Source organism: Paenibacillus taichungensis (genome assembly GCF_047302525.1).
GTDB lineage: Bacteria > Bacillota > Bacilli > Paenibacillales > Paenibacillaceae > Paenibacillus > Paenibacillus taichungensis_B.
This window is the reverse complement of record NZ_CP168020.1, coordinates 3,042,426-3,065,163: the sequence shown is the minus strand read 5'-3', so window position 1 is coordinate 3,065,163 and position 22,738 is coordinate 3,042,426. Positions and strand designations below refer to the sequence as shown.

General features: G+C 43.3%; 18 protein-coding genes. 7 read left to right on the top strand and 11 right to left on the bottom strand.

The features are described 5' to 3' along the window. Positions 1-75 precede the first annotated feature (75 nt). Entirely contained in the window at positions 76-927 is an 852-nt protein-coding gene (locus tag ACDJ58_RS13875) for a MurR/RpiR family transcriptional regulator (RefSeq protein ID WP_090897933.1), read from the top strand. Here ACDJ58_RS13875 and ACDJ58_RS13870 read toward each other — a convergent pair. Then, positions 890-2,071: an MFS transporter gene (locus ACDJ58_RS13870; RefSeq protein WP_413378822.1), complete on the bottom strand. Its 1,182-nt coding sequence runs from the start codon at positions 2,069-2,071 to the stop codon at positions 890-892. The genes ACDJ58_RS13875 and ACDJ58_RS13870 overlap by 38 nt on opposite strands. A gap of 358 nt (positions 2,072-2,429) precedes the next feature. Between ACDJ58_RS13870 and ACDJ58_RS13865 the strand changes: the two genes are divergently transcribed. Both ACDJ58_RS13865 and ACDJ58_RS13860 read left to right on the top strand, forming a co-directional pair. Continuing rightward, the gene (locus ACDJ58_RS13865; RefSeq protein ID WP_413378820.1) at positions 2,430-3,086 is read left to right on the top strand and encodes a TetR family transcriptional regulator; all 657 of its coding nucleotides are present in this window, start codon (positions 2,430-2,432) and stop codon (positions 3,084-3,086) included. Between the two features lie 17 nt (positions 3,087-3,103). After that, a complete protein-coding gene (locus tag ACDJ58_RS13860; protein WP_413378818.1) occupies positions 3,104-4,384 on the top strand; it encodes an MFS transporter in 1,281 nt (426 codons plus the stop codon). Positions 4,385-4,496: 112 nt separating this feature from the next. Here ACDJ58_RS13860 and ACDJ58_RS13855 read toward each other — a convergent pair whose 3' ends face one another. The 4 genes from ACDJ58_RS13855 to ACDJ58_RS13840 form a co-directional block, all read right to left on the bottom strand. Then, positions 4,497-5,225: an amino acid ABC transporter ATP-binding protein gene (locus tag ACDJ58_RS13855; RefSeq protein WP_413378816.1), complete on the bottom strand. Its 729-nt coding sequence runs from the start codon at positions 5,223-5,225 to the stop codon at positions 4,497-4,499. Then, positions 5,218-6,663, bottom strand: coding sequence for an amino acid ABC transporter substrate-binding protein/permease (locus tag ACDJ58_RS13850; protein ID WP_413378814.1), 1,446 nt, complete (start codon positions 6,661-6,663; stop codon positions 5,218-5,220). Before ACDJ58_RS13850 ends, ACDJ58_RS13855 begins: the two co-directional genes overlap by 8 nt. A gap of 346 nt (positions 6,664-7,009) precedes the next feature. Continuing rightward, positions 7,010-9,151, bottom strand: a complete 2,142-nt coding sequence (locus tag ACDJ58_RS13845; protein ID WP_413378812.1) for a M1 family metallopeptidase — start codon at positions 9,149-9,151, stop codon at positions 7,010-7,012. 282 nt (positions 9,152-9,433) lie between these two features. Then, positions 9,434-11,377, bottom strand: coding sequence for a glycoside hydrolase family 127 protein (locus tag ACDJ58_RS13840; RefSeq protein WP_413378810.1), 1,944 nt, complete (start codon positions 11,375-11,377; stop codon positions 9,434-9,436). A gap of 126 nt (positions 11,378-11,503) precedes the next feature. On the opposite strand from ACDJ58_RS13840, the gene ACDJ58_RS13835 reads away from it, so the two are divergent. Then, positions 11,504-12,367 (top strand): helix-turn-helix domain-containing protein, encoded by an 864-nt coding sequence (locus tag ACDJ58_RS13835; protein WP_413378808.1) that lies wholly within the window; start codon positions 11,504-11,506, stop codon positions 12,365-12,367. 15 nt (positions 12,368-12,382) lie between these two features. Here ACDJ58_RS13835 and ACDJ58_RS13830 read toward each other — a convergent pair whose 3' ends face one another. Next, entirely contained in the window at positions 12,383-13,768 is a 1,386-nt protein-coding gene (locus ACDJ58_RS13830; protein WP_413378806.1) for an MFS transporter, read from the bottom strand. 111 nt (positions 13,769-13,879) lie between these two features. On the opposite strand from ACDJ58_RS13830, the gene ACDJ58_RS13825 reads away from it, so the two are divergent. Further along, positions 13,880-14,770 carry a LysR family transcriptional regulator gene (locus tag ACDJ58_RS13825; protein WP_413378804.1) on the top strand — a complete coding sequence of 297 codons (891 nt, stop codon included), beginning with the start codon at positions 13,880-13,882 and terminating at the stop codon, positions 14,768-14,770. 69 nt (positions 14,771-14,839) lie between these two features. On the opposite strand, the gene ACDJ58_RS13820 is transcribed toward ACDJ58_RS13825, so the two are convergent. From ACDJ58_RS13820 to ACDJ58_RS13805, 4 genes are all read right to left on the bottom strand, one after another. Further along, positions 14,840-15,211 (bottom strand): iron chaperone, encoded by a 372-nt coding sequence (locus ACDJ58_RS13820; RefSeq protein WP_413378802.1) that lies wholly within the window; start codon positions 15,209-15,211, stop codon positions 14,840-14,842. A 315-nt stretch (positions 15,212-15,526) separates the two neighbouring features. Next, positions 15,527-16,558 (bottom strand): ABC transporter substrate-binding protein, encoded by a 1,032-nt coding sequence (locus ACDJ58_RS13815; protein WP_413378800.1) that lies wholly within the window; start codon positions 16,556-16,558, stop codon positions 15,527-15,529. Between the two features lie 182 nt (positions 16,559-16,740). Next, on the bottom strand, positions 16,741-17,334 hold the full coding sequence (locus ACDJ58_RS13810; protein WP_413378798.1) for a YdeI/OmpD-associated family protein: 594 nt from the start codon (positions 17,332-17,334) through the stop codon (positions 16,741-16,743). A gap of 248 nt (positions 17,335-17,582) precedes the next feature. Next, the gene (locus tag ACDJ58_RS13805; RefSeq protein ID WP_413378796.1) at positions 17,583-18,209 is read right to left on the bottom strand and encodes a hypothetical protein; all 627 of its coding nucleotides are present in this window, start codon (positions 18,207-18,209) and stop codon (positions 17,583-17,585) included. Positions 18,210-18,636: 427 nt separating this feature from the next. Here ACDJ58_RS13805 and ACDJ58_RS13800 point away from each other — a divergent pair, with 427 nt between their 5' ends. After that, positions 18,637-19,011, top strand: coding sequence for a BlaI/MecI/CopY family transcriptional regulator (locus tag ACDJ58_RS13800; RefSeq protein ID WP_413378794.1), 375 nt, complete (start codon positions 18,637-18,639; stop codon positions 19,009-19,011). 9 nt (positions 19,012-19,020) lie between these two features. Next, a complete protein-coding gene (locus ACDJ58_RS13795) occupies positions 19,021-20,373 on the top strand; it encodes a M56 family metallopeptidase (protein WP_413378792.1) in 1,353 nt (450 codons plus the stop codon). Between the two features lie 267 nt (positions 20,374-20,640). Here the strand turns inward: ACDJ58_RS13795 and ACDJ58_RS13790 are convergent, their stop codons facing one another. Then, a complete protein-coding gene (locus ACDJ58_RS13790) occupies positions 20,641-22,689 on the bottom strand; it encodes a glycoside hydrolase family 16 protein (protein ID WP_413378790.1) in 2,049 nt (682 codons plus the stop codon). Positions 22,690-22,738 lie beyond the last annotated feature (49 nt).

The window sequence follows — 22,738 nt, the reverse complement described above, 5'->3', positions numbered from 1 at the left end:
ATGCCCTCTTTTTAAACAAAATGTTTACTGGACGCTCTACATCAACGTTATTTCAATGAATCCGGGGTGAACCTGTTGAAAATATTGACCCAATTAACAGACATGAACCACTTTACACCAAATGAAAAAAGCATCGCTTCTTATATTCTGACTCATAAGGAGCTAATGCTTCACTTGAATATTCAAGAGCTTGCCAAAGCTACATACACCTCACATTCTGCCATCAACCGCTTAACTCATAAGCTTGGACTTTCAGGGTTTAAGGAGTTCAGCATTAAGCTTGCCCGAGAGTTTCAGCAGGATGCTCAGAACATCTCCAATATTGATCCCAATTATCCGTTCGCACTTGGTGAATCTTCACTTCAGGTGGCAAAAGATATTGCTGAACTAATGAAAGAAACGATTGAGAAAAACTTTGCTTTTATGGATGAAGCCTCTCTAACAGAAGCAGCCCATTTGCTGGATCAGGCGAAACGAATCTTCATCTATGCGTTGGGGGATTCTCAAATCCGCGCGAAGAGCTTTCAGAATAAACTGATTAAAATCAATAAATACGTCGTGATCACAACAGAGCTGTCCGAATGGGCTTACCACACTATAAATCTTACGGCACAGGATTGCGCCATTTTTTTGACCTACCATGAAAAATCGCCCATTTTCCTAAAGGCAGCCCAACATTTCTCTCGCGAAAAAATTCCATTTATCACGATTACCGCTAATCATCAAAGTGAGTTGGCCAAAATGAGTACGATCTGTATCCAGGTGCCGAATGACGAAACAAAACATGCAAAGATCGGTACATTTTCATCACAAATTGCCTTTGATTACGTATTAAACGTGATATATTCCTGTATTTTTCAAATCGACTACGCCAAAAACATGCAAATGACTACATATTCGTTGAAGAATTTCCAGTTGGATGAGTAATATGCAAGGAGTTCCTCAGTAAAATAAAGACTAAACTCAATATCAAGAACAGGAGTCCGCCTAATACGACGTACTGTGTACCCATTCCTGAAATAACGAGTCCTCCAACAGATGTGCCTGTAGCTACCCCCAAATTACCGGATGCTAGAAACAATCCATTCGAAAATTCGGGGGCTTCCGGTGCTGCTGATGTGATCCAGTATTGACTAATGTTATTTCCTACAGCAACCATTATTCCAAAAACAAAAACAATGAAAGCCATGGGTCCAGTGAACTCTCCCATTAAGAATAATACAATGTATACCACTCCCAAGATAAATGGGAACAAGGCTACAGATTTCAAGGGATTCGTAGTAAGCACTTTGCCTGCGACAATGTTTCCTAATATACTTGCCCCGCCAAATATGAATAACATTAAACTAATTGTGCCCCCATTTACATTCGTAATGGTTTCAAGGTACTCCGCCAGATAACTGCTCACGCCATACATCGCTGCATTAATAAAAATGACACCAACAATGGATAACCAAGTTATTGATTTTTTTAATACACTTAATTGCGATCCATAAGATAGCCTTTCCTGAACAGGCATCGAGGGTACAAACAGGAGCACAGCAATGAATGCGATAGCGTTCACGATCGTAAAAAATATCATGGCCATCTCGATTGAAGTACTGCTACCAATAAAACTTGAGATAGGTGCCCCAAGTACCATCCCCCCCGTTACTCCCTTAAATACTTTGGAAGTCGCTCTTGGGGCGTCTTCCCTGCTAACTGAGGCTGCTGCCGCTGTCAAAGCGATAGAGACATAAACCGGGTGTAAAAAAGCAGGAATGACGCGGGCTATTAAGGCTACGTTGAAGTTTGTCGCAAATATGGACACCATATTCCCCAGCACAAAAACACCAAGTACCAGCAACATGACCTTCTTGCGATTAAAACCCGAGAACAATAACGGCAACGTAGGACCAGATATTGCAACAGCAATGGCAAAGAGACTAACTAGTAAGCCAGCTTTGGATACACTGATATGAAAGTGATCAGCCACTAAAGGTAATATTCCCACGATACCCATTTCAGTATTTAAAATACCGAAGACACCTATGGTTAATATAAAGATGAATAATGATTTCTGTTTTTCCATAAAAATTGATCTCCTGCTTCCTATTTGTATCTTGTGTTTTGGTGCATTCATTTTGCTAGACTAGTTGAGCTATAAAAATGCACACAAACTAATTAATGACCATATGTATATTATTATAAACAAGATCATAACATCTACAATTATTAAATAAGTCCGATTTGTTTAATAATGTACACAACTATTCAATCTGTTAATTTAATTTGAAGAGGTAAGGAATTGGACTAAACTACAGCATCCATTTGATATACGTGCGCTGCATCATATAGCACCTGGAAGTTCTCTCGTCTTGATTATTTTATTTTCTATTGCAAAATGAACTTTGTGTCATTATTATTAAAATGACATGAGGTTCATTTTGATGAAACGGGAAGGAAGTGGTGAAATGTCACCCAGACTAACAGATACTCAAAAAGAACGGAGAAATCTGCAAATACTTGAAGCAGCTAAGCGGGTGTTTACCGAAAAGGGTTATGGCGCGGCGACGTTAAAGGATATCATTCAGGAAACCGGAATGAGTCGAGGCTGGATTTACTTGTATTATCAGACCAAAGAGGATATTTTCGAGGCTTTACTGGATTATCAGGATGCGGATTATGAACAGTATATCAATCAGCTAATGGAGTCCTCTTCCTCCATATGGGAAATGGTGACTACACTTTATTCCCAGCAGTTGCAGGAGCTCCATCGCTCTCCCCACGGAGGATTGATGCCTGCGTTCTATGAGTACTTTCTGGTAGGGTGGCGGGATGAGCCACGCCACAAGCTGCTTCTTGAACGATATGAAAAGGGAATCGCACTATTTGCGGAGCTGCTTCGGATCGGTGTGGAACGTGAAGAGTTCTCACCTGTCATGGACATCATGGATATCTCCAGACTCGCTGCATCCTTTCAAGAGGGAATTATGACCCACTACATCACAATAGGTCCTGAAAAAGCAAACACTCGAATGCAGTATGATGCCCTGATGCTTTATTTAAAAAGTCTGCTCCATCCAGTATCGATCAAAGAAACGTAACATTAGGAGGAGAAGGAATGAAGTCGCTTTTTCGTAATCCAACGTTCTGTAAGCTGTTCATTGCGGCTTTTGCTTCACAGCTAGGAACCGTGATTGGAAATATGGCATTCGCCTTTTATTTGGTAGACAGGTACAGTGAGCGCCCGTCACTCGCTACGATGGCGGAGCTGATGTACTCATTGCCTACCTTGGCTGTGTTCTGGATCGTCGGTGTCATCGCTGACCGATTCGACCGCAAGCATATTGCTGCCTACAGCGACTGGATCAGGGCAGGACTTACCCTGCTGCTGCTATTATTTGTTCATTATGACATGCTGTTCTTCTGCTTTTTGATGCTCTTTTTACGCAGTTCGATATCCAAATTTTTTGGTCCAGCAGAAATGGGATTGCTGCAAGGCAGCATTGATCAGGACCAGTATGTTCAGGCCTCAGGCCTCAATCAGATGATCATGGGGATGTTTATGCTCTTTGGTATGAGCTTGGGCGCAGCAGCCTATCATTTTATCGGCATTAAGGGTGCCTTTATCATCGACGGTGTCAGTTTCCTGATCTCCGGTCTTCTGTTAGCCTGGGGAGATTTCCCCGAACGTGCCCGTATCCCCAACGGAAGAACCTCTATTCGGGAACTACGGCTATCACTTCTTTTTAAGGATTTCTGGCATGGCCTTCGGTATATTGCCGGGAATCGATTGCTTCTCGTACTGATTAGTGGATTTCTATTTTTCGGTATTGTAAACGGTGTCTTCTCTGTACTCCCCATCTTCACCATGAAATACAAGTTAAGCCCCGACAATTACGTCGTTCAGTCTTCGCTCATTACTGTCTTTCTGGGGATCGGCTTTCTGATTGGCAGCATCATCGCTCCTCACTTCATCCGGCGCTTCACAAGAACTCCGATTTTGATATCTGGGCTATTCATTTCCAGCCTGCTCATCGGAGGACTTGGAACAACTGTGCGGATTGAAGTCTATCTTTTTCTCATCCTGTTGGCGGGAATCGCCATAGCTCCTATTAACATCGCGCTTGGCAGCTGGATGCCGGAGCTTGTTCCCCCACAGAATATGGGCCGAGTTAATTCATTGATCGAGCCGATCATGATGCTTGGGCACTCACTGGCTTTGGGAGGTATCGCCCTCGCCTTTCCAGTCTGGTTATCGGTCACCTGGCTGCATTACATGCTGGCATTCTGCACGATAGCCGTCAGCTTTTTCTATCTAAAATTCCTGCCCTCCCTGGTTCGCAACCGATTGGTTTATGCGACGACCGAAGAGGCCATCGCAGATGGAAAAGAAGGCTAAACAAGGACTCACTTGAGTGAATACCTGCTATGTAATTCAAATCCATAACTAAATCAAATGCAAACCAAAAACCCCTCAAGAAATGATCTTGAAGGGGTTTTGATTTGGCTTTTTAGAGTACTTTCTCCAGGAAGCTGATCGTCCGTTCATTTTTTGGATTTCCGAATATTTCAACAGGAGTGCCCTGCTCTACAACATATCCACCGTCCATGAAGACAACCCGATCCGCAACTTCACGGGCAAACCCCATTTCATGGGTCACGATAATCATCGTCATACCTTCGCTCGCAAGATCCTTCATTACACCAAGGACTTCGCCTACCATCTCGGGGTCAAGCGCCGAAGTTGGTTCATCGAATAACATAACGTCCGGATTCATGGCAAGCGCACGAGCGATCGCTACGCGTTGTTTTTGTCCGCCCGAAAGTTGGTTTGGATAGCTGTCTGCTTTATCCGACAAACCAACCCGATCAAGTAAACGAAGTGCCGTATCACGTGCTTCCTGTTCTTTTAATATCCCAAGTTCTCTGGGTGCAAACATGATATTTTTGAGCACGCTGAAATGAGGAAACAGGTTGAAATGCTGAAACACCATTCCAATATTCTCGCGTGCTTTGTTAATGTTCGTTTTGGGATCATTTAGATCCCGATCATCTACGATAACCCGTCCAGCTGTGATCTCATCTAACTGGTTAATGCAACGCAAAAACGTACTTTTACCCGAGCCGGAAGGTCCAATGACACAGACAACTTCACCTTCGTTGACCGATATATCGATGCCTTTCAGCACTTGATTTGTGCCAAAACTTTTCTTTAATCCTTCAACTTTAATTTTACCCACGACGAACCTTCACCTCCAGGTAGTCAGCAATCTTAGTCAATGTGATGATAACAATCAGGTACATAATCGCAACGGTCAACCAAATGTCGAAAGAGGCGAATGTTCTTGCGATAACAATCTTACCGGATTGCGTCAACTCCACCAGTCCAATAACGGACAAGATCGATGTATCTTTCAATGTAATAACCATCTGATTAATAAATGAAGGAATCATAACCCGTATGGCCTGAGGGATTACGATCTTTATCATGGCTTTGCGATAAGGAAGTCCCAATGAGCGAGCGGCTTCCATCTGTCCACGATCAATCGATTGAATACCCCCGCGAATAATTTCCGTTACGTACGCCCCTGCATTCAAACTCAATGTCAGAATGGCGGCCAGGAACAGTGGCATGGTGAAGCCCATGGCCTGAGGAATCCCGAAATAGATAAAGAATGCCAGAACGATCAATGGTATGCCGCGGAAAATATCCACAAATACGGTAGCAACACCACGAAGAAACTTATTTTGTCCTACTTTCATAAAGCCAAAAATCAAACCGATGATAAAGGCGAAAAACAGCGAAATAATCGTATATAAGAGGGTATTTCCCAGACCTTTGAACAGCGCAGGCAGAGATTTTTGGACTAATTCCCAACGACCCTGGTTTGCGACAACGGCATTTTCACCAAGGTAGTTCTCTTTAATACGGTCATACTCGCCGCTTACCTTGATATTTGTTAGGCCGTCATTAAACATTTTTAGGAGTTCCTGGTTCTGTCCCTTGCTAACCGCAAATCCGTAGGAAGCCCCGTCTTCTTTCTTGGTCACGATTTTTAAACCGTTATTCTGATTTACCCCAAATCTTAGAACTGGTTCATCTTCAAAACATGCAACCGAGTTTCCAGTTTTCACATCATCATACATTTGCGAAGAATCGTCGAATGGAACAATGGTAAAACCATATTTTGAAGCGATAGATTCAGCAAAGCTGTATCCTTCTGTGCCCGTTTTCACGGCGACCTTTTTACCGCGAAGATCTTCATAGCTTTTTACAGTATCATTATTGGCACTAATTCCCATAACAACGCCTGATTCATAGTAAGGCTCTGAGAAATCAAACTTTTGTTTTCGTTCATCTGTAATACTCATCCCGGCAATGACGCCATCCACCTGATTGGACTCAAGAGCTTGCACAGCCGCATTAAATCCCAGGGCTTTGATTTGGTAATTAAAGTTCTGGTCTTTGGCGATCGCATCCAGCAAATCCATATCGATGCCTACATAATCCCCATTTTCATCTTGATATTCAAACGGTGCAAATGTGATGTCCGTGCCAATCACATAGGTTTTACCTGAATTGGAGTTTGCATTGGCATCCCCCGACCATCCGGATAACCCCGCCACTAGGAGCAGAATTAGTGATAGTACATAAAATGAGACCTTGGTTGTTTTCATATGTCCTCCTCATTTCGGTGTTCTCCGAATCCTGATCATTTTCTTGTCATTGATGTTACTATCCTACATTTTCAGGTGTCTTTGCACATTATATTGTTATTATTTGCAGTATATTAACAATCAATGCTTTTCCTCACATTCTTCATTTTCCTCCGCAACGTTTTATTTTACATCCATTTAAAGATCCACGTTATATTTACCCTTCAGAACAGCTTTTAAAAACCTAAATTGAACTTAAATAAAAAAGTCGCCATATAGGCGACTCTGTAACATACGATATTATGATCTTCCAATGACAATTGGCAAGCATATTTAATCTTTCTTTATAAGATTGAACACTTTCGGGTTATTCCTCAGCGAAAAATTTCGAAAGTGGATTTTCCACTTTTTTATCCAGTGTTACCTTGCCAGTCTTGTCCAAAACATAGTACTGACAATATGCGTTGGTGAATCCAATGGATTCCTGCATTTTCATCATGAATGATTCAAGACTCCCACCGCTCAGATGATCTTCATTCCAGAAATAGTGCAGCATCAAACGATTTTGATTATAAGGATGTTTGATAATATAGCCTCCAGCTGCAGATGGTTGGTTCATGGTCGTCTTCCATTGAAACCCGATATGGGTAGCACGGTCTATAATGCTGGATTTTAATGCTTGTACAAAACCATTTGATTTGGCGTTGCCAAGTACAATCAGGTTGCTGGTAGCCAGTTCTTTTTTCATTTTTTGCTTCAACTCCTGCCGGTCCTGGATCAGGTCATACTTCACTCCGGTTAAATCCAGAAGAGTTGTCAGTTGGTTTACCATAGCTTCCTGTTGTTTGTTTGCTGCCTTGCTCACCTGATCACTGAGCACAATGGCTAATGGCTCACCTTGAAGGGCTTTATCCATCACACGGCTCATAGTTTCAAAAGGTAAATTCGGAACCTGAGTTAACGCTGATCCATACAGCGATTGAAACTGATCATGCAGGTATGCCGTTTTCTCCTCATTCGACAGTTGATATTCGGGCTTCAGCGCAAAATTGGGCTCAAATAAAGCCGTCTTCATATCATCTCGCTCCTCTTTCCCCAGTACATCTTCTATCGTTTGCAGAAGTCCGTCAATCGTAGCGTTTTGGTATACATAACGTTTAAAATACTCTTTCATAAAGGTATCGAATTTCTCTTCCCCGACGGAACGGTACAATTGGTATATCGCTTGGCGGCCTTTATCGTAATAAACTGGGCTTGCCCAATCTCCCACCTCGTCATTGGTTGAAGCAATGGCCTTATCCACAGTGGAATCGTCAAATTGGATGGACTTAAAGCCATTCATCTTATCCCCCTGCTTCTCAGAAAAATACACTTTGGAGAAATCTGCAAATCCTTCGTCCAGGAAAGACTCTGTCTCCGAATTATTCCCGATTAACGCATGAAACCACTGGTGGGCGATTTCATGCACAAAAACCGTGTCCTGTTCTGAAGCAGAATTTATTCCGATTTGCCCCATTTGGATAAGTCTTGAATACTCGATAGCTACACCTTCCACATATGATTCAACAATCCGGAATTCAGGATAAGGATATTTACCGTATTTTCCACTGAAAAAATCAATGGCTTTAAATGCTTGATCAATATATCCATCAATGATCTTTTTCTTACCTGGTTGGTTGTCAAAATAATAATACTCTACGGTGAGGCCATTCCGGGTTGCGCTTTCCACTTTGAAGTTCGGGCTGGCAAAGAAAGCAAACTCCCTCGTATTCTCGGCTACGGTGGATACCACTTTGCGTCCAGTCTCTGCATCATCCCGTGTGGTTATCGTACCAGGCATCACTACCTGATATTCATCGGGAACATTGAACTGAACTTCATAATCCGCGGAAGTATAGTAATCCGTTTCAAATGTTTTACTATAAGGTTTGCTATCCCATTCATGCTTAGCCTCGTCATAGACTGACATCACAGGGAACCAATGAGCCCCATTGATAATATCTTTGTAATACGATAAGCGCTGTGAGCCATAGGGAATATTCAGATTAAAATGCACTTGAACCGACACGGATTCACCAGGCTGAAGGGGTTGCTCCAATTTCACCGACATAGCTTGGTCCTTATTACTGAAATCAAGGACTTGTCCGCCGGTCATCACCTTCTCAATATCAATTCCTCCAAGAAAGTCTTCCGGTTTCTTATCAGGGTTATTTTTGCTAATCTCTTCATTGGAATGTTTAAACATGGTCGTCTGTGTCGATTCCGAAAGGTTAGCATCAGCATAAGTATGAAAAACCAGTTGCTTCAATGTATCTTTACTTGTATTGCGGTAAGTAATGAATTCACTCCCCTCTATCGTCATCTTCTTCTCATCCAGCCGGGCTTGAATTCGATATTGGATAGGCGCTTGAGCCTTAATATCTTTTGTGGCTTGTGAAATAGCTGATACAGGAGCTGCATTAGCGGCAGCACTACCCGTACTTATGATCGGGCATGCGATCAGAATCATAGCGAGTGCGCTGATGGCTGTTATTCTGATTCGATTTGATGTGAATGAACGTGAATGATTGATATAAATCTCTCCCTCGAATGATTTTTGAAGCTCAGATGCAAGTATAGAAGATCAACCTTACACTGGTTTAATGCGTATCTTAAATTTCGTTTAAAAAAAGTAGCTGTTTGCATTAAATGAGCATGATCTTAAAGCAAAAAAGTCGCCATTTAGGCGACTTTTAGTAATTGTGTTTCTTTCCCGCTTTTCAATTAAAGGTGTCATATACGAATTATAGAATCAGGTACGAAGCCAAACATTCATTTCTCCCGCTTGTCGATTGCCCCATAAATAATAAGGGATTGCTGTGAGTTGTACCGGTTTTACGTTTTTGTGTAGCGGCTGGTAAGGTTGATTATCCAACCACACGGATTCATCCACAAGTAGCCCATTAACTTCTACAGTAATGCAACCACCAAGCAGTTCAGGCGTTTCGTGTTCTCTCAACTCTGGGTCCTCCGCGAATGAGAGTGAAGATAGTGGAGATCCATTATCCACTTGCTCTAGGCAGTAAACGAGCGGGCCGCGTTGGATGGCAGCTTTTCCAGCATCTGGCCGGATCAGAGGATGAGCAGCGATCAATTGGGTCTCAAGTGGCAATATCCACTCTACTGTATCACCATCGGACCAAGCACGTTCCATTTTTGCATAACCATTATGCTTACGATAATGTTGGGGTTCCCCGTTGATCTTTAATATTGGATCCTGGCTTTGAAACCACTGAGGAATTCGGAGTGCAATCTCAAATGGAGCAGCTTTAGCATGATTACCAGCAAAAGAAATCGAGAATTCCACCTTCCCATGCCACGGTAATTCAGATCGTTGGTGTAATGTCACTTGCAGACCGTCTCCTGTCACCCATTGAAGCTGACTGCCGATAAACAAATGCACGTACACCGTTTTTCCGTCATCGGATACATCATAAATATAATCATGAAGTGAACTTAATAAACGAGCCACATTAGGCGGACAGCATGAACATCCAAACCATTTCTGCCGTACGGGCTTCACGTGATGTTTGTCAGGATTTTTTTCACTCGCATCTGGGTGTACCTCTAGTGGATTTACATAGAAGAAATGTTGACCATCTTTGGACATGCTGCCAAGTATATTATTGTATAATGCTCTTTCCATGACGTCAGCATAGTCACTCTTGGCCTCCAATTGCAGCATCCGACGTGCCCAGAAAATCAGTCCAATGGAAGCACAGGTCTCTGCATAAACCGTATCGTTAGGCAAATCATAGTCAAACGTGAATGCTTCCCCCAGATGTGTTGCACCTATGCCGCCGGTAATATACATTTGCTTGCGAGTTGTATTGTTCCATAGCCGCTCACAGGCTTCACGCAAACTTGAATCATTCGTGAGGCGCGCCAAATCGGCCATTGCGGTGTACATATAAACGGCACGAACTGAGTGACCTACGGCCACCGATTGTTCTCTCACAGGCAGATGAGACTGATATACCTCAAGATTGGGAGTTCCTTGTGACCAAATATTCTTCCTTCCCCGGCGTTCCCATTCTTCCACAAAATAACTGGGTTTGTTGCCACGTTCATTAATGAAATAGCTGCTCAGATCCAAATAACGTTGTTCCCCTGTAACGTTGTACAGTTTAACCAGAGCTAACTCTATCTCCTGGTGCCCACAATATGCCTGAATTTTACCTTGCTCGGTTCCAAACAAGCTATCAATGAGATCAGCGAACCGACATGCGATGTCGAGAAATCTGCGCTTCCCTGTCGCTTGATAATATGCAACTGCTGCTTCAATCATATGACCGGCACAATATAGCTCATGAGCTTCATACAGATTGGTCCACTGTCTTCCAGGCTCTTTAATGGTGAAGTAGGTATTTACATAGCCATTTTCATGTTGAGCTTGACCAATCAGGTCAATCACTTCATCAGCGATGCTCTCCAGCTTGGGATCAGGATGGTTACCGATCGAATAAGCAACCGCTTCCAACCATTTGTAGAGATCACTATCCTGAAATACCCATCCTCCGAATTCACCTTTCTCTAAGCCAGCTGCAATTCGAAAATTACGGATGGCATAGCTCGGCTCTGCGCCTTCGATTCGGTCATTTAGCGCTTCCCATTGATAAGGAATGACGGTCTGACGGACTAATTCGGAGTATTCTTTCCAGAAGGTGTCTTGAATGGCCACTTTGGTTTTAGGCATTATGGAATTCCTCCTATAAAATTGACTCTTGTGGTTTTCAATTATAAGCTGTGATTACATGGGAAAATAGAATTGAATTGAACTTTTTTCTATAAAATTTAACACTAATAGGGAGGGCTATCTGTTTTGAATGAAGATGGAATCATAGAGCTTAAAGTCCCCCAACTCCCCTATTATTTAGGAGCTGGACGTTCTGAATATGAAATCGGAGATCATCATCCGAACCGAAAAAAGCTTGGTATTTACGATGTACTGATTGTGGTCAAGGGAGAGTTATATATTGGAGAGAATGATCAGCAATGGACTTTGGAAAAAGGAGATTCACTTATCCTGTTGCCAGAGGGAGAACACTATTCGGTCAGGCCGTGTACGCAGAAAACGGTGTTTTACTGGCTGCATTTTGAGCATGTTGAAAGATATGAAAGTTTGCTAACCTCTTCTGTCCTTGAACCGGAGTTGCAAGATTCCTCCAGACCGTTTGGCAACCCTTATACGTTAAGGCTTCCTAAACATTCGAAATTAGCCAATTCACAAGCGGCTTTCAACCTTCTGGAGCAATTGTTGACCCCGGAAATGGATAGCTCCTTTTGGCAGGAGCAGCGCTTGCTCGGTGAATTGCTTTCCATGTTGGAAGAAGGCAGCTTACGGGTTATGGACTCCGTGCAGAATCGATTAGCAGAACTAGCAGCAATATACATTCAACAGAATTACAAGAAAAAGGTCACTAATGAAACCTTGGCAGCAGCTCTCCATTTTCATCCCAACTATGTTATCCGCTGCATGAAAATGAAGTATGGTAAAACGCCAATTGAATATTTAAATGAACTTCGTTTAGAACGTGCAAAGCGATTACTGGTTACTACAGACTGGTTGATCGATCGCATCGCTGAAGAAGTGGGCTTTCGTTATGCTCCATACTTCTCAGCCTGTTTCAAACGGTATATCGGATTGTCTCCGCTTCAATTTCGAAAGCAATACATGACTACGTAATGATGTGATTTAACACTATAACGTCTGCGTGTCCGAGGATCGCTGGCGCCGTAAGGTCATCATGATTAAAGATGCAGCTAATACCGTCAGGATGATTCCGAGCGTTTGAAAACCTATAAAACTGAATGTGTCTCCCATAACAATTCCAATCAACAACGACGACAAAATGGTACCCAGATATCTCGATGTATTAAAAATACCTGATGCGACACCGATCATTTCTTTGGGTGTGCTCTTAAATAAAGCCGCCTGCATACCGACACTGTTCAACCCGTTACTGATGCCGAATACAGCTAAGGGCAAGATGACATTGACAACCGGCGAAGCATTATCCAATGCCACAATCAAGACAGACCCGAGCGTCATTAAAACCGCAGAAACGATCAAAGCTGGTCGCGTACCTGATTTGTCAATCCAGCGTCCTGCGAGAGGAGAACTGATAAGTGAACATAAACCGAGGGTTAGCATAATTATTCCTGTATGAACTTCGTTCAGATGGCGTACCTGCTGCAAATAAGATGGTATTCCAAAAAACAGAGCGTAAAACAGAGTGTTAACCAGCATAAATTGTACATTCACCCAGGTCATTTCGGGATATTTGGCGAATACCCTCAGCGGGATAAAGGGGGATGGTGTTTTCAATTCATGTCGTATAAAAATTGCTAATGCAATCAAACCGATTCCCCCTGCCATAAGGTGCCATGTTGAAAGATGTCCGGTTGATTTAACGGAAAGCACGCTCATTAGCAGAGTCACCAAAGCGATTGTGAACAAGAGTATGCCTGGCGCATCAATCAGCAGGAACCATTTTCTGATGGACATGTCACCAGACGTGGATTTGAATGACCCCTCTTTGGGAATGGCTTTCCAGGCGAAGATAAAGCTTGCGATTACAAATGGAATGTTCACAAGGAATATGCTTGGCCAGCCCCACCAATGAATCAATACACCACCAATAAAGGGGCCTACCGCGGCCGCACCGGACAGGAACATCGCAAGGATAGACAAAGCGGCTGCCTGTTTCTCAGTAACGTGGATTCTTACAATCGCCATCCCGACGGATACCATCATGCTTGTGCCAACAGATTGAATGATCCGGAAAACAATGAGCCAAGAAAAGTCTGGAGATAACGGAGCTAACATGGAGGAAACGAAGACAACAACCAGACCGATAAGGAATATTTTTCTGCGGCCGAACAGATCACTGCACTTGCCCATGACCGGTTGAGCCACAGCACTTGCGATGTAAAAGGAAAAAATAATCCACGACACGGCCGTAACATCAAGTAAAAACTCCTGTTGTAGTCTTGCAATCGCTATAGATATCATGGAGGAATTTAGCGGATTCAGCATGATTCCCAAGCCCACAGATATCATTAACCATATATTTCGAGTGTTCATTATGTATATCCCTCCTTCTTCTGTTGTCATCTTAATGGAAATCCGTTATTTATTCCAATGCATTTTATGTTATGATTTGATGAACTAAAAGGAATAAGAGAGTGGTGCGAAATGGAACTTCTACAGCTACGCTATTTTCTGACATTAGCCCGATGTGAACATGTTACGGAAGCTGCGGGTAAGCTGCATGTCACTCAATCCTCACTGAGCAAGACGATACAACGTTTGGAGGATGACTTGGGTGCACCGCTATTTGATCGATTGGGCAGAAAGCTGCGGTTAAACGAATTCGGAAGAACATTCCTTCGACGGACCGAAAAAGCCCTATTTGAATTGGAACAGGGAAAACAGGAAATTGCTGATCTTTCCAACCCGGAACACGGTACACTTCAATTGGCGGTCACTACAGCAAGCACATTACCAGGAATCTTGCGGGCATTCCGAAAAAATAAACCGAACGTCCAGTTTCATGTACAAATGGTTACTTTGGAAGACATGTCCACGCTTCTTCACCGAGGCGAAATTGATTTTTGCCTGTCCTCCCCTCCAATCCAAGGGGATGATATCGAATGTCAGATGCTGTTCCAGGACCCTATTGTAGTAGCTGTGCCTCTAGGTCATCGATATGCGGATCGAAGCAGTATCACATTAGCAGAGCTTAAGGAAGAGTGGTTTGTGGGGGTGAAAAAAGGATATGGTATTCGTGATCTGGTGGACTCCAAATGCCAATCCGTCGGGTTTGTACCGAAGTATGTTTACGAAGGAGATGAGCCTGCAAGATTAACTGCACTTGTAGAGGCGGAGATTGGGCTTGCCTTTATACCAAATACAGCAAGAAACTCACAGGAACGCATTGTATATCTTCGGATCGAGGATCAGAACCTTGTGCGAGAAATTGCTTTATTGTCGCATAAAAACAGATATATCTCGAAAGCAGCTATCGCGTTTCGCAACGTAGTTATAGATTATTTTGGTGCAATGTCCAAACCATTTGCTGAATGACCATAACAAAGACCCAGCTCATCGTTGTATGTGAGAGCGAGGTCTTTTGTTATTGGGTATCCGCCATGCCTATTTCCGCCAAAAGGTTGAACAGTCTGCCTTCTCCGTGATGTTGAAATCAATCATTCTTTCCAGTAATGAAAAATCAACCGGTCCATCCCACCGGATACGCACCAACTCCTTGGTGTGCTCATAACCGGCCTTCACAATTTCATCGGAAAAATGATTAATCCCTGCCTTTTCAGGCGCCACAGCCAAATGATGTTTGGATACACTAAATCCAATAATAAATGTGCCATGATCGGTAAACATGGGCTGATTCCACGCTATTTTTGGTACTAAATTTGGGTACTTCTTGATAATCCATTCTAAAATTTCTTCCGTACGATCCCGATGTCCCAGGTTATCAATTCGTGCTAGATATTCTGCAAAAACGTCCATATTATCTTCTCCTAACCCAGATTTATTTCGCATACTTCATCTTATATTATCATGAAAATGAAATTGAAAACCCCTTTGGTCCAGATTCGCCAAAGGGCCTTATTTTAAAAAGCAAATTGATAAAAGGGCATTAACTATTTTATATGACCAATATGTAATAACCTTACTACTAAGCTAATGTGGTTATACTACGACAACGGAGTACGATAGTTAAAAGACTATGTCAGGGTTAGGGGCAGCGACTGCGACTTAAGATCGCCAAATAAAGAGGTCCGTGCTAGAATGCACGGACCTCTTCAAACATTCACCCAAGGACTACTTCACTGAAAGCAGGCTATCCGAGATAAACTTCAGTTGACCTTCAAGCGATACAGGGTCGTTGTATGTATCGGAGGTCGGATCAAGCTGGAAAACATAACCCTCTTTGACCGCAGTTAGATTTTTCCACACTGTATTATCATAAACAATCTTCGGATCGGTTGTATCTCCCGACCACGGGCTGGTGAAGATGATGTCGCCTGCATATTCCGGTAACACTTCCATCGAGATTGAGGCCCAGCCTGTGCCACTATCAATTGCCTCTGTCTGGGCCCTTTTTGGTGCCTTGAGACCAAATTCGTCATAGAGTATTTCACCACCACGACCGTAATTATGACCAAATACAAATAATCCTTTGGAGTATGGATTCAAAATGGAGACTGTACGATCTCCCACAGCTGCAAGTACCTTTGGCTTCAGCTCATTAATTTTCGCTTCCCATTGTGTGATCCAGTCTTTTGCTTCGGCTTCTCTATTGGTCAGTTTACCCATCTCCAACATGAGATCCTTGAAGTTGCGCTTACCATATTGTAACTGTACCACTGGTGCAATCTGCGACAACTTGTCGAGACCCTCCATACCCGTGTATGCGATGATCAGATCAGGCTTTAGGCTGATCAGTTGCTCGGCTGTTGGCTGCTCTCCCAGATCTGTTGTCCCCTCACTTTTGAGCTGATCCTTGATGTACTCGTTGTTTATTGCACCTGACGTTGCACCCACGACTGGGGCATCGAGTGCAACAAAGTAGCCTGTTGAAAATGCGGTCAGATCGATAATCCGCTTCGGATCCGCAGGTACTTCCACTTCACCTGCATCTGACTGATATGTAACGGTCTCTCCCTCGGCACCTGTTGTGGTATCGGCAACAGACGCAGAAGTTGAGTCGGTTGATGATTCCGTATCCGCAGCTCCGGTTGTGTTTGTGGTCTCCGTTGTATCGCTTGTCGTTGCGGCCTGACCGCAAGCACTCAGTACAAGCAATATAATGAGAGCAGACAAAAGCCAGATCGAGTTTCTTCGTTTCAGCAAAATAAACCCACCTTTTTCAAATGATATTGATAATCGTTATCAACGATATCATGCAATAGTACATTTGACAAGATGATTTCATATTCGACAAATGACAAAACAAAAAAACACCCACCAATGCGAGTGTTTCAACGTATATAAATTAATTTCAAAACAGACTGCTTCCCGGTTACATTATCACCTTAATCATTTAACCCTTTTCCATCCAGAATCTGCTGCGTAGATTTCTCAATCCTGGACACGCGGGTTTTGGATTGCTTGGGTTGCGAAAAATAAAAAAGGTAAGCTCGTTGACGTCCACGCGTCAGTGCTTCAAAAGCCGTTTTCAAAGCAGGATTTTCATCCAGTTTAGTTTGAAACTCTTCTGGAACATCATATTCTGTATTCTTTTTGAGTGCCACTTTTAATCCGGCCTTTTCAACCTCAATGGCTTCAACAATATACTCTTTCAGGATAGTTTCCATGTCAACGATTTGTTGAAGATTGGTGAACCGGATCTGGCGAGCTGCTTGTACATTTTCTGTTTGTTGGATTAGAATACCCTGCTCATCCTTTAACAGAGCTCCTTTGTGGAAAAGAAGCGCACAATATTCCTTAAATCCATGAATGATAACGACGTTTTTATTCTCCAACGTGTAACAAGGATGCATCCACTTAAAGTCTTCGGTCAGGCCGCAGGAAAGAACGATCTCTCTTAGCTTCTCCGATTCTTCCTTCCACTTCTTTGCTTTCTTTAAATATTCATCAACTTTGGGATTTGTTTTATTAGTTGTCATCAGGGACCATCCTTCATCATGCTAGTCATATTATTGTATTTTCTAAAATGATTCTCTCCTACATATGATTGCCAAGAAAAAGCCGTTAATTTCATTCCATACCATGTAGTGTCGTTTAAATATTATGACACCATTTGGCGTCTGTTCAACACTAACTATTATTCAACTCATATACATATTGTCCTTTGTCGCTCCTCTTATCCCTTACTAGAATAGCCGATATCAAAGAAACCAAAGTGAGAAAGCCCCTAGGATTTTGCATAATGTAAAATAGCTGCCGCTGCACGGATTCGCAGATCCTCTTCTTCGCTCTGCAATGCCTTTTTTAGAACATCGAGTGCTTCTTGAATAGTGCCTTCATCTACTCTAACTGAAGAATGGTTATCTCCTTCAGTGGTTGCAGAGATGGTCGAAACCCAGGGTTCCAGTTGAGCCTGCGAAATTGGATGTTCGAATTTCGCAATAATTGAGTAATGACTTACAAGTGCAAGTACTTTGTCATTTAACTCTGCTAAGGGGATGCGTCCCAGCCAGGTAACTCCTCGTCGGTGGCATATGTATTCCTCTCCGGTTCCGTTGGAATCATCGTAAAAATAATCGCCCAAATCCCCAACATATGCCCATTCTTCATCGTCTATCAAGACATAGTCCCCATCCTGCATAACGTAGACAAAAGTATGGAGCGTATCTAGGACATCACTAAGTTCCGTCTTTCCTATCCTGTAGCGTTGAACTAATTGCTCTGTCCATTCTTCTGCAGGCTCGTGCTCCAAATCTCCTGTCGCAGGCCAACCAATGCCGATAAAGTTATTCTTCAGGAACGACGCGGTCCAGTCGGTCTCTTGCAGTGTAGATTGTATATGAAACAAATTCATGTAGTTCCTCCCTATAGTGATTTCAGGATTTAAGACTAAGTATATACTCCAGACATTCGTCTCTGCATTATAATAAATCAAAGATTGAGCTTACTATATATTTTCAACTAAACATTTACACGAGAACGGAGAGGACAGAAATAACCTGAAGAAGCGAAGCGTTCGCCTTTATCCCCGAATTTCCCCGTTTCAAAAAGGAATCAAAAAAATCTGGGGATAACAGCGATCGGAAGGTTGTTCTGTCATCGGAGTGTCAGTGTAAATAATCATTAGTTGAACTTATATAGCTAGTACAAACCTGACTCTGGTTCCGCAACATCCATTCAACACTTGACTATCTACTACACGTTGTAGTAATTTATATCTACTACGTAGTGTAGTAATAACCTTCGATATGGACGCATAACGAAGTTAAGGAGTGTTCACCGTGAACCATCTTCAAAAATTATCGGATACTGAAATGGAGCTGATGGAAGTGATCTGGGAGTGTGATCCACCTGTCACCTCCACCGAACTGCTGAACATGTTTTCCCAAAAGGGGAAAGCATGGAAGGCGCAAACGATCTCCACCTTTCTCTCTCGGCTGGTAGACAAAGGGGCTCTTACAGCTACAAGGGATGGACGTACCAACAAGTATGTCCCTCGTATTTCGCCCGAAGACTACAAGCTATTGGAGGCACAACAAGTGCTGGATGGATTATATCAAGGCTCTGTAAAAAATTTGATTTCAGCTTTGTATGATGGCGACAAGCTTTCTGATCAAGATATTGCAGAGCTGAGACAATGGTTTTCAGAAAAGTAGGTGTAGTCTATGAATACCATTCTTGTATTACTGTCTACGCTGACTGTTGCCGGAAGTGTCGTTGTCGCTTTCATTCTGTCTTTGCGCCTTGCTCCCTTTCAAGTCATTCCTGCAAAATGGCGTTTTGGAATTGGAAAAATGGCTTTAGTTTTGTATCTATTGCCCATCTTTCTGGTCTTTAATTGGATTTTTTCGTTGTTCACATCCAGTACTACAGTAAACGAGTTACCCTTAAATGTTCAACAAGTGTTACCTGGACCATTCAATCCGGCTCCTGCCATCCAGGTACAGACCATTTCAACAAACGTAGCTCTCGCTTTAATATGCTTATGGGTAATCGGGGCCATAGCTTTTGCAGCATGGCAAACATATAGTTATCTCAGGTTTCTCAAGACATTAAAACTTACGCAAACTATCGTTCCGAAGACCAGCGAAGTTGCTATGCTGCTCCCTGTAGTCAAGGAGAATCTGGGTCTCAAGAGCGAGGTTCGGCTTGCTTGCAGCGCTCTAATTCGCAGTCCTTTTCTAATTGGGCTCAGGAAACCTACTATTTATCTGCCTATGAAGAATTCTGCAAACGTGGATATGGGTATGGTGTTCCATCATGAACTGATCCACCTGAAAAGGAAAGATCTATGGATCAAGGCACTCATATTAGTAGCCCGTGCATTGCATTGGTTCAATCCATTGGTCCATATGCTTTCCAAAGATATTCATACGTGGAGTGAACTGTCCTGCGATGAAGAAGTCGTAAAGGGAATGTCCCTTGCGGATCGTAAACGATATGGGGAAACCATCCTGAACGTAGTGGCAGGATCAAGGCTTCTACCAATACAATTCTGCTCCTCTTTATCCGGGGACGGTAAACAACTAAAAAGGAGATTAACTTTTATGCTTAACGTAAAGAATGTGAAAAAGAAGACCTTTGTTGTAGCGATATCGACGCTATTCGTCGTTGCTGCAATTAGTACAGTGACAACGGCTTGGGCTTCGAGCAATACTCCGAGGGTGGTTGCAAGTGAAGAAGCTTCCACGGTAACGCGTCCATCGCAGCAAACGGCTGTCCGTGAAGAAGCTCCTGCAGTAACACGTCCATCAGCTCAAGTGACAGCTCGTGAAGAAGTTCCAGTAGTAACACGCCCATCAGCTCAAGCGGCAGCTCGCGAGGAAGCAGCTAGGGTAACACGTCCTTCAGCTCAAGCGGTAGCCCGTGAAGAAGCTCCTGAGGTAACACGTTCGGCAGTACAAGCGGTAGTTCGGGAAGAAGCAGCTGGGGTAACACGTCCATCAGTACAGGCGGTTGTGCGTGAAGAAGCTCCTGTGGTATCACGCCCTTCGGCACAAGCAGCTTCCCGTCATTAAAAGCATTTTCATGGAAATACACAATAAATAGGCATGATATAAAACTCCAAGCAGCCTTCGTTCAATTGTTGAACGAAGGCTGCTTCATTATTGTAGAGAAGAGAAATTTCGCTTGAGACTAAGCGGCTACCTTCTCAAACGACAAAGACCAACAACATTTTTGTTGTTGGTCTTCCCTGTCTTTTCTTCTCCGTTCAACTTGCCTCATCACCCATAACTATGGTGAATGGCCTCGACACGACCCCAATCGCGGAAACGGCTGTTTTATTACTGTTCTTTATACACACGTACATAATCCACTTGCATAGTTGCCGGGATATCGGACGCGTTCGGAGTACGGCCTCCGTCGAAGTTTCCGCCAACTGCCAAGTTCATAATGAGGTAGAACGGCTCATCGAAAGGAGCGTTCGGGTTGTTCGGTGCAGCTGTGGAATACCACTGCTGGTTAGTGACTTTATAGAAAAACTTGCCGTCGACATACCATTTAATGTTGTCCTCTTCCCAGACGACCGAGTATACATGATAATCATTGGCAAAAGTTTGCCCTTCTGGGAAGTGATAATCGCCACCCGAAGACTGGTTCACGGGCCATTGTCCGCCAAAGTGTATGGTACCGCTTACAGACCCTGGAAGACGTCCTCTTGCTTCCATAACATCGATTTCACCCGATGCAGCCCATGTGCCATATACAGAATCTTTTGGAAGCATCCACAGCGCTGGCCAAACGCCATCCCCTGTAGGAAGCTTGGCACGAAAATCTACTCTGCCGTACTTCAAGGAGAGTTTATCCTTGGTGTTAATCTTACCTGAAGAATACTGCGCATACCGATTCGGATCCTGCGGGAAAGATTTGCTATCGTTCATGGCTTTGATATTCAGCTTCCCGTCCTGTACATAAACATTTTGAGTGCTGTTCGTGTAGTGCTGCAGTTCTGCATTTCCCCATCCCCAGGTAGCGGGATCGTTATTGAGATAATATCCTGTTTCATAGTTCCATTTACTTGTATCCAGCGTAGTTCCGTTAAATTCATCCTGCCAGATGAGATTCATGCCCGCGATAGCCGGATCGGTTGGTGTTCCGATCGCGATATCCTCTTGATCGGATACATCCGGACGCGGAGCATTTGGATTACCGATGAAGGTATAGTTGACGAAATTGTTGCCAATATTTCCACCCGCCTGTCCGTTCAGCGGATATCCGATACGGATTTGCATATTTTCCTGGATTGGCTGGAACCAAAGACCATAGATATAATCGGCCCAGTACCCCCACTGGTTGGCATCAGACATATTGTTGTAGCCATTAGCCGAGTATGCAAACTTGCTCTGACTGGAGTTACTCAAATCCACCCATTGCCCATTGAGGTTAATCTGGTATACGAAATTGCCCAGTTCTTTGGCGATTGGCGCACCCCCATCAATTTTGGGAAGCGGGATTCCAATGGAACCATTTGCATCTGCTGTGAAGGTTGTTCCTTCGTATGGCGTAATGACATATGAATTTCTTGTAGCTTCATTAAACGTAATTGTATAAACAAGGTTAGCCGAAGAAGTCTTTGATTCCAATTTGACGTTGATCGATTCGGTTACGTTAAACCAGTAACCTCCTCCACCGTCGGTGAATTGGCCGAAGTTGTGATCATAAATCCAGCCGCTGGCTGCATTATTGTCAATATCAATCCATGAGCTGCTGTTTACAGGTTTTACATACACCTTCAAATCATCCGCTACGGCTTCATAGGTTACCGCAGAATCATTGTTGAACGTTGGATATGTAAAGCCTGCACCGCCTGTGAAACTTGCTGTAATTTGCGGCCCTTGTGTCGGATTCATCGCTGTGATGGTTGTTTTGTTAATGTTTTGGAATACAAGTTGATATTCAAGCTTAACACCATTCGCTTTGGAGTACAGTTGAATTTCGGTTGTTGCGGAAAGTGTGAACCAATAGCCATTGAAACCGCCATCGCTCCAGTGCCCCCAGTTTTGGTTATAGATATAACCTCCGGCTTGATCAATATCAACCCAGTTGTTACCCACTTTCACATTGACACCCACGTCACTGTAAACATCGTTCCACGTAGCGGAGCCCCCATTGAACTTAGGCATAACAAATCCGTAGCTGGCTTTGCCAACCCCTGATTTTGAAATAACAGGTCCATCTGCTGGTGAGAAGTACTCCATTGAGGTAACTGTAGTTCCAGCTGCTTGAACTTTTGAAGTTGGCAACACGCCAACACTAGCCAGCATCACAACCACTAAGAACAAACCAAGTACCTTTTTCATAAACCGTTTCTCCGTAAAGTGAGATGGTTTCATAATTGCCCTCCTTTGATAGGATAATAGTTTCTCCCAATCTAGGCGTACA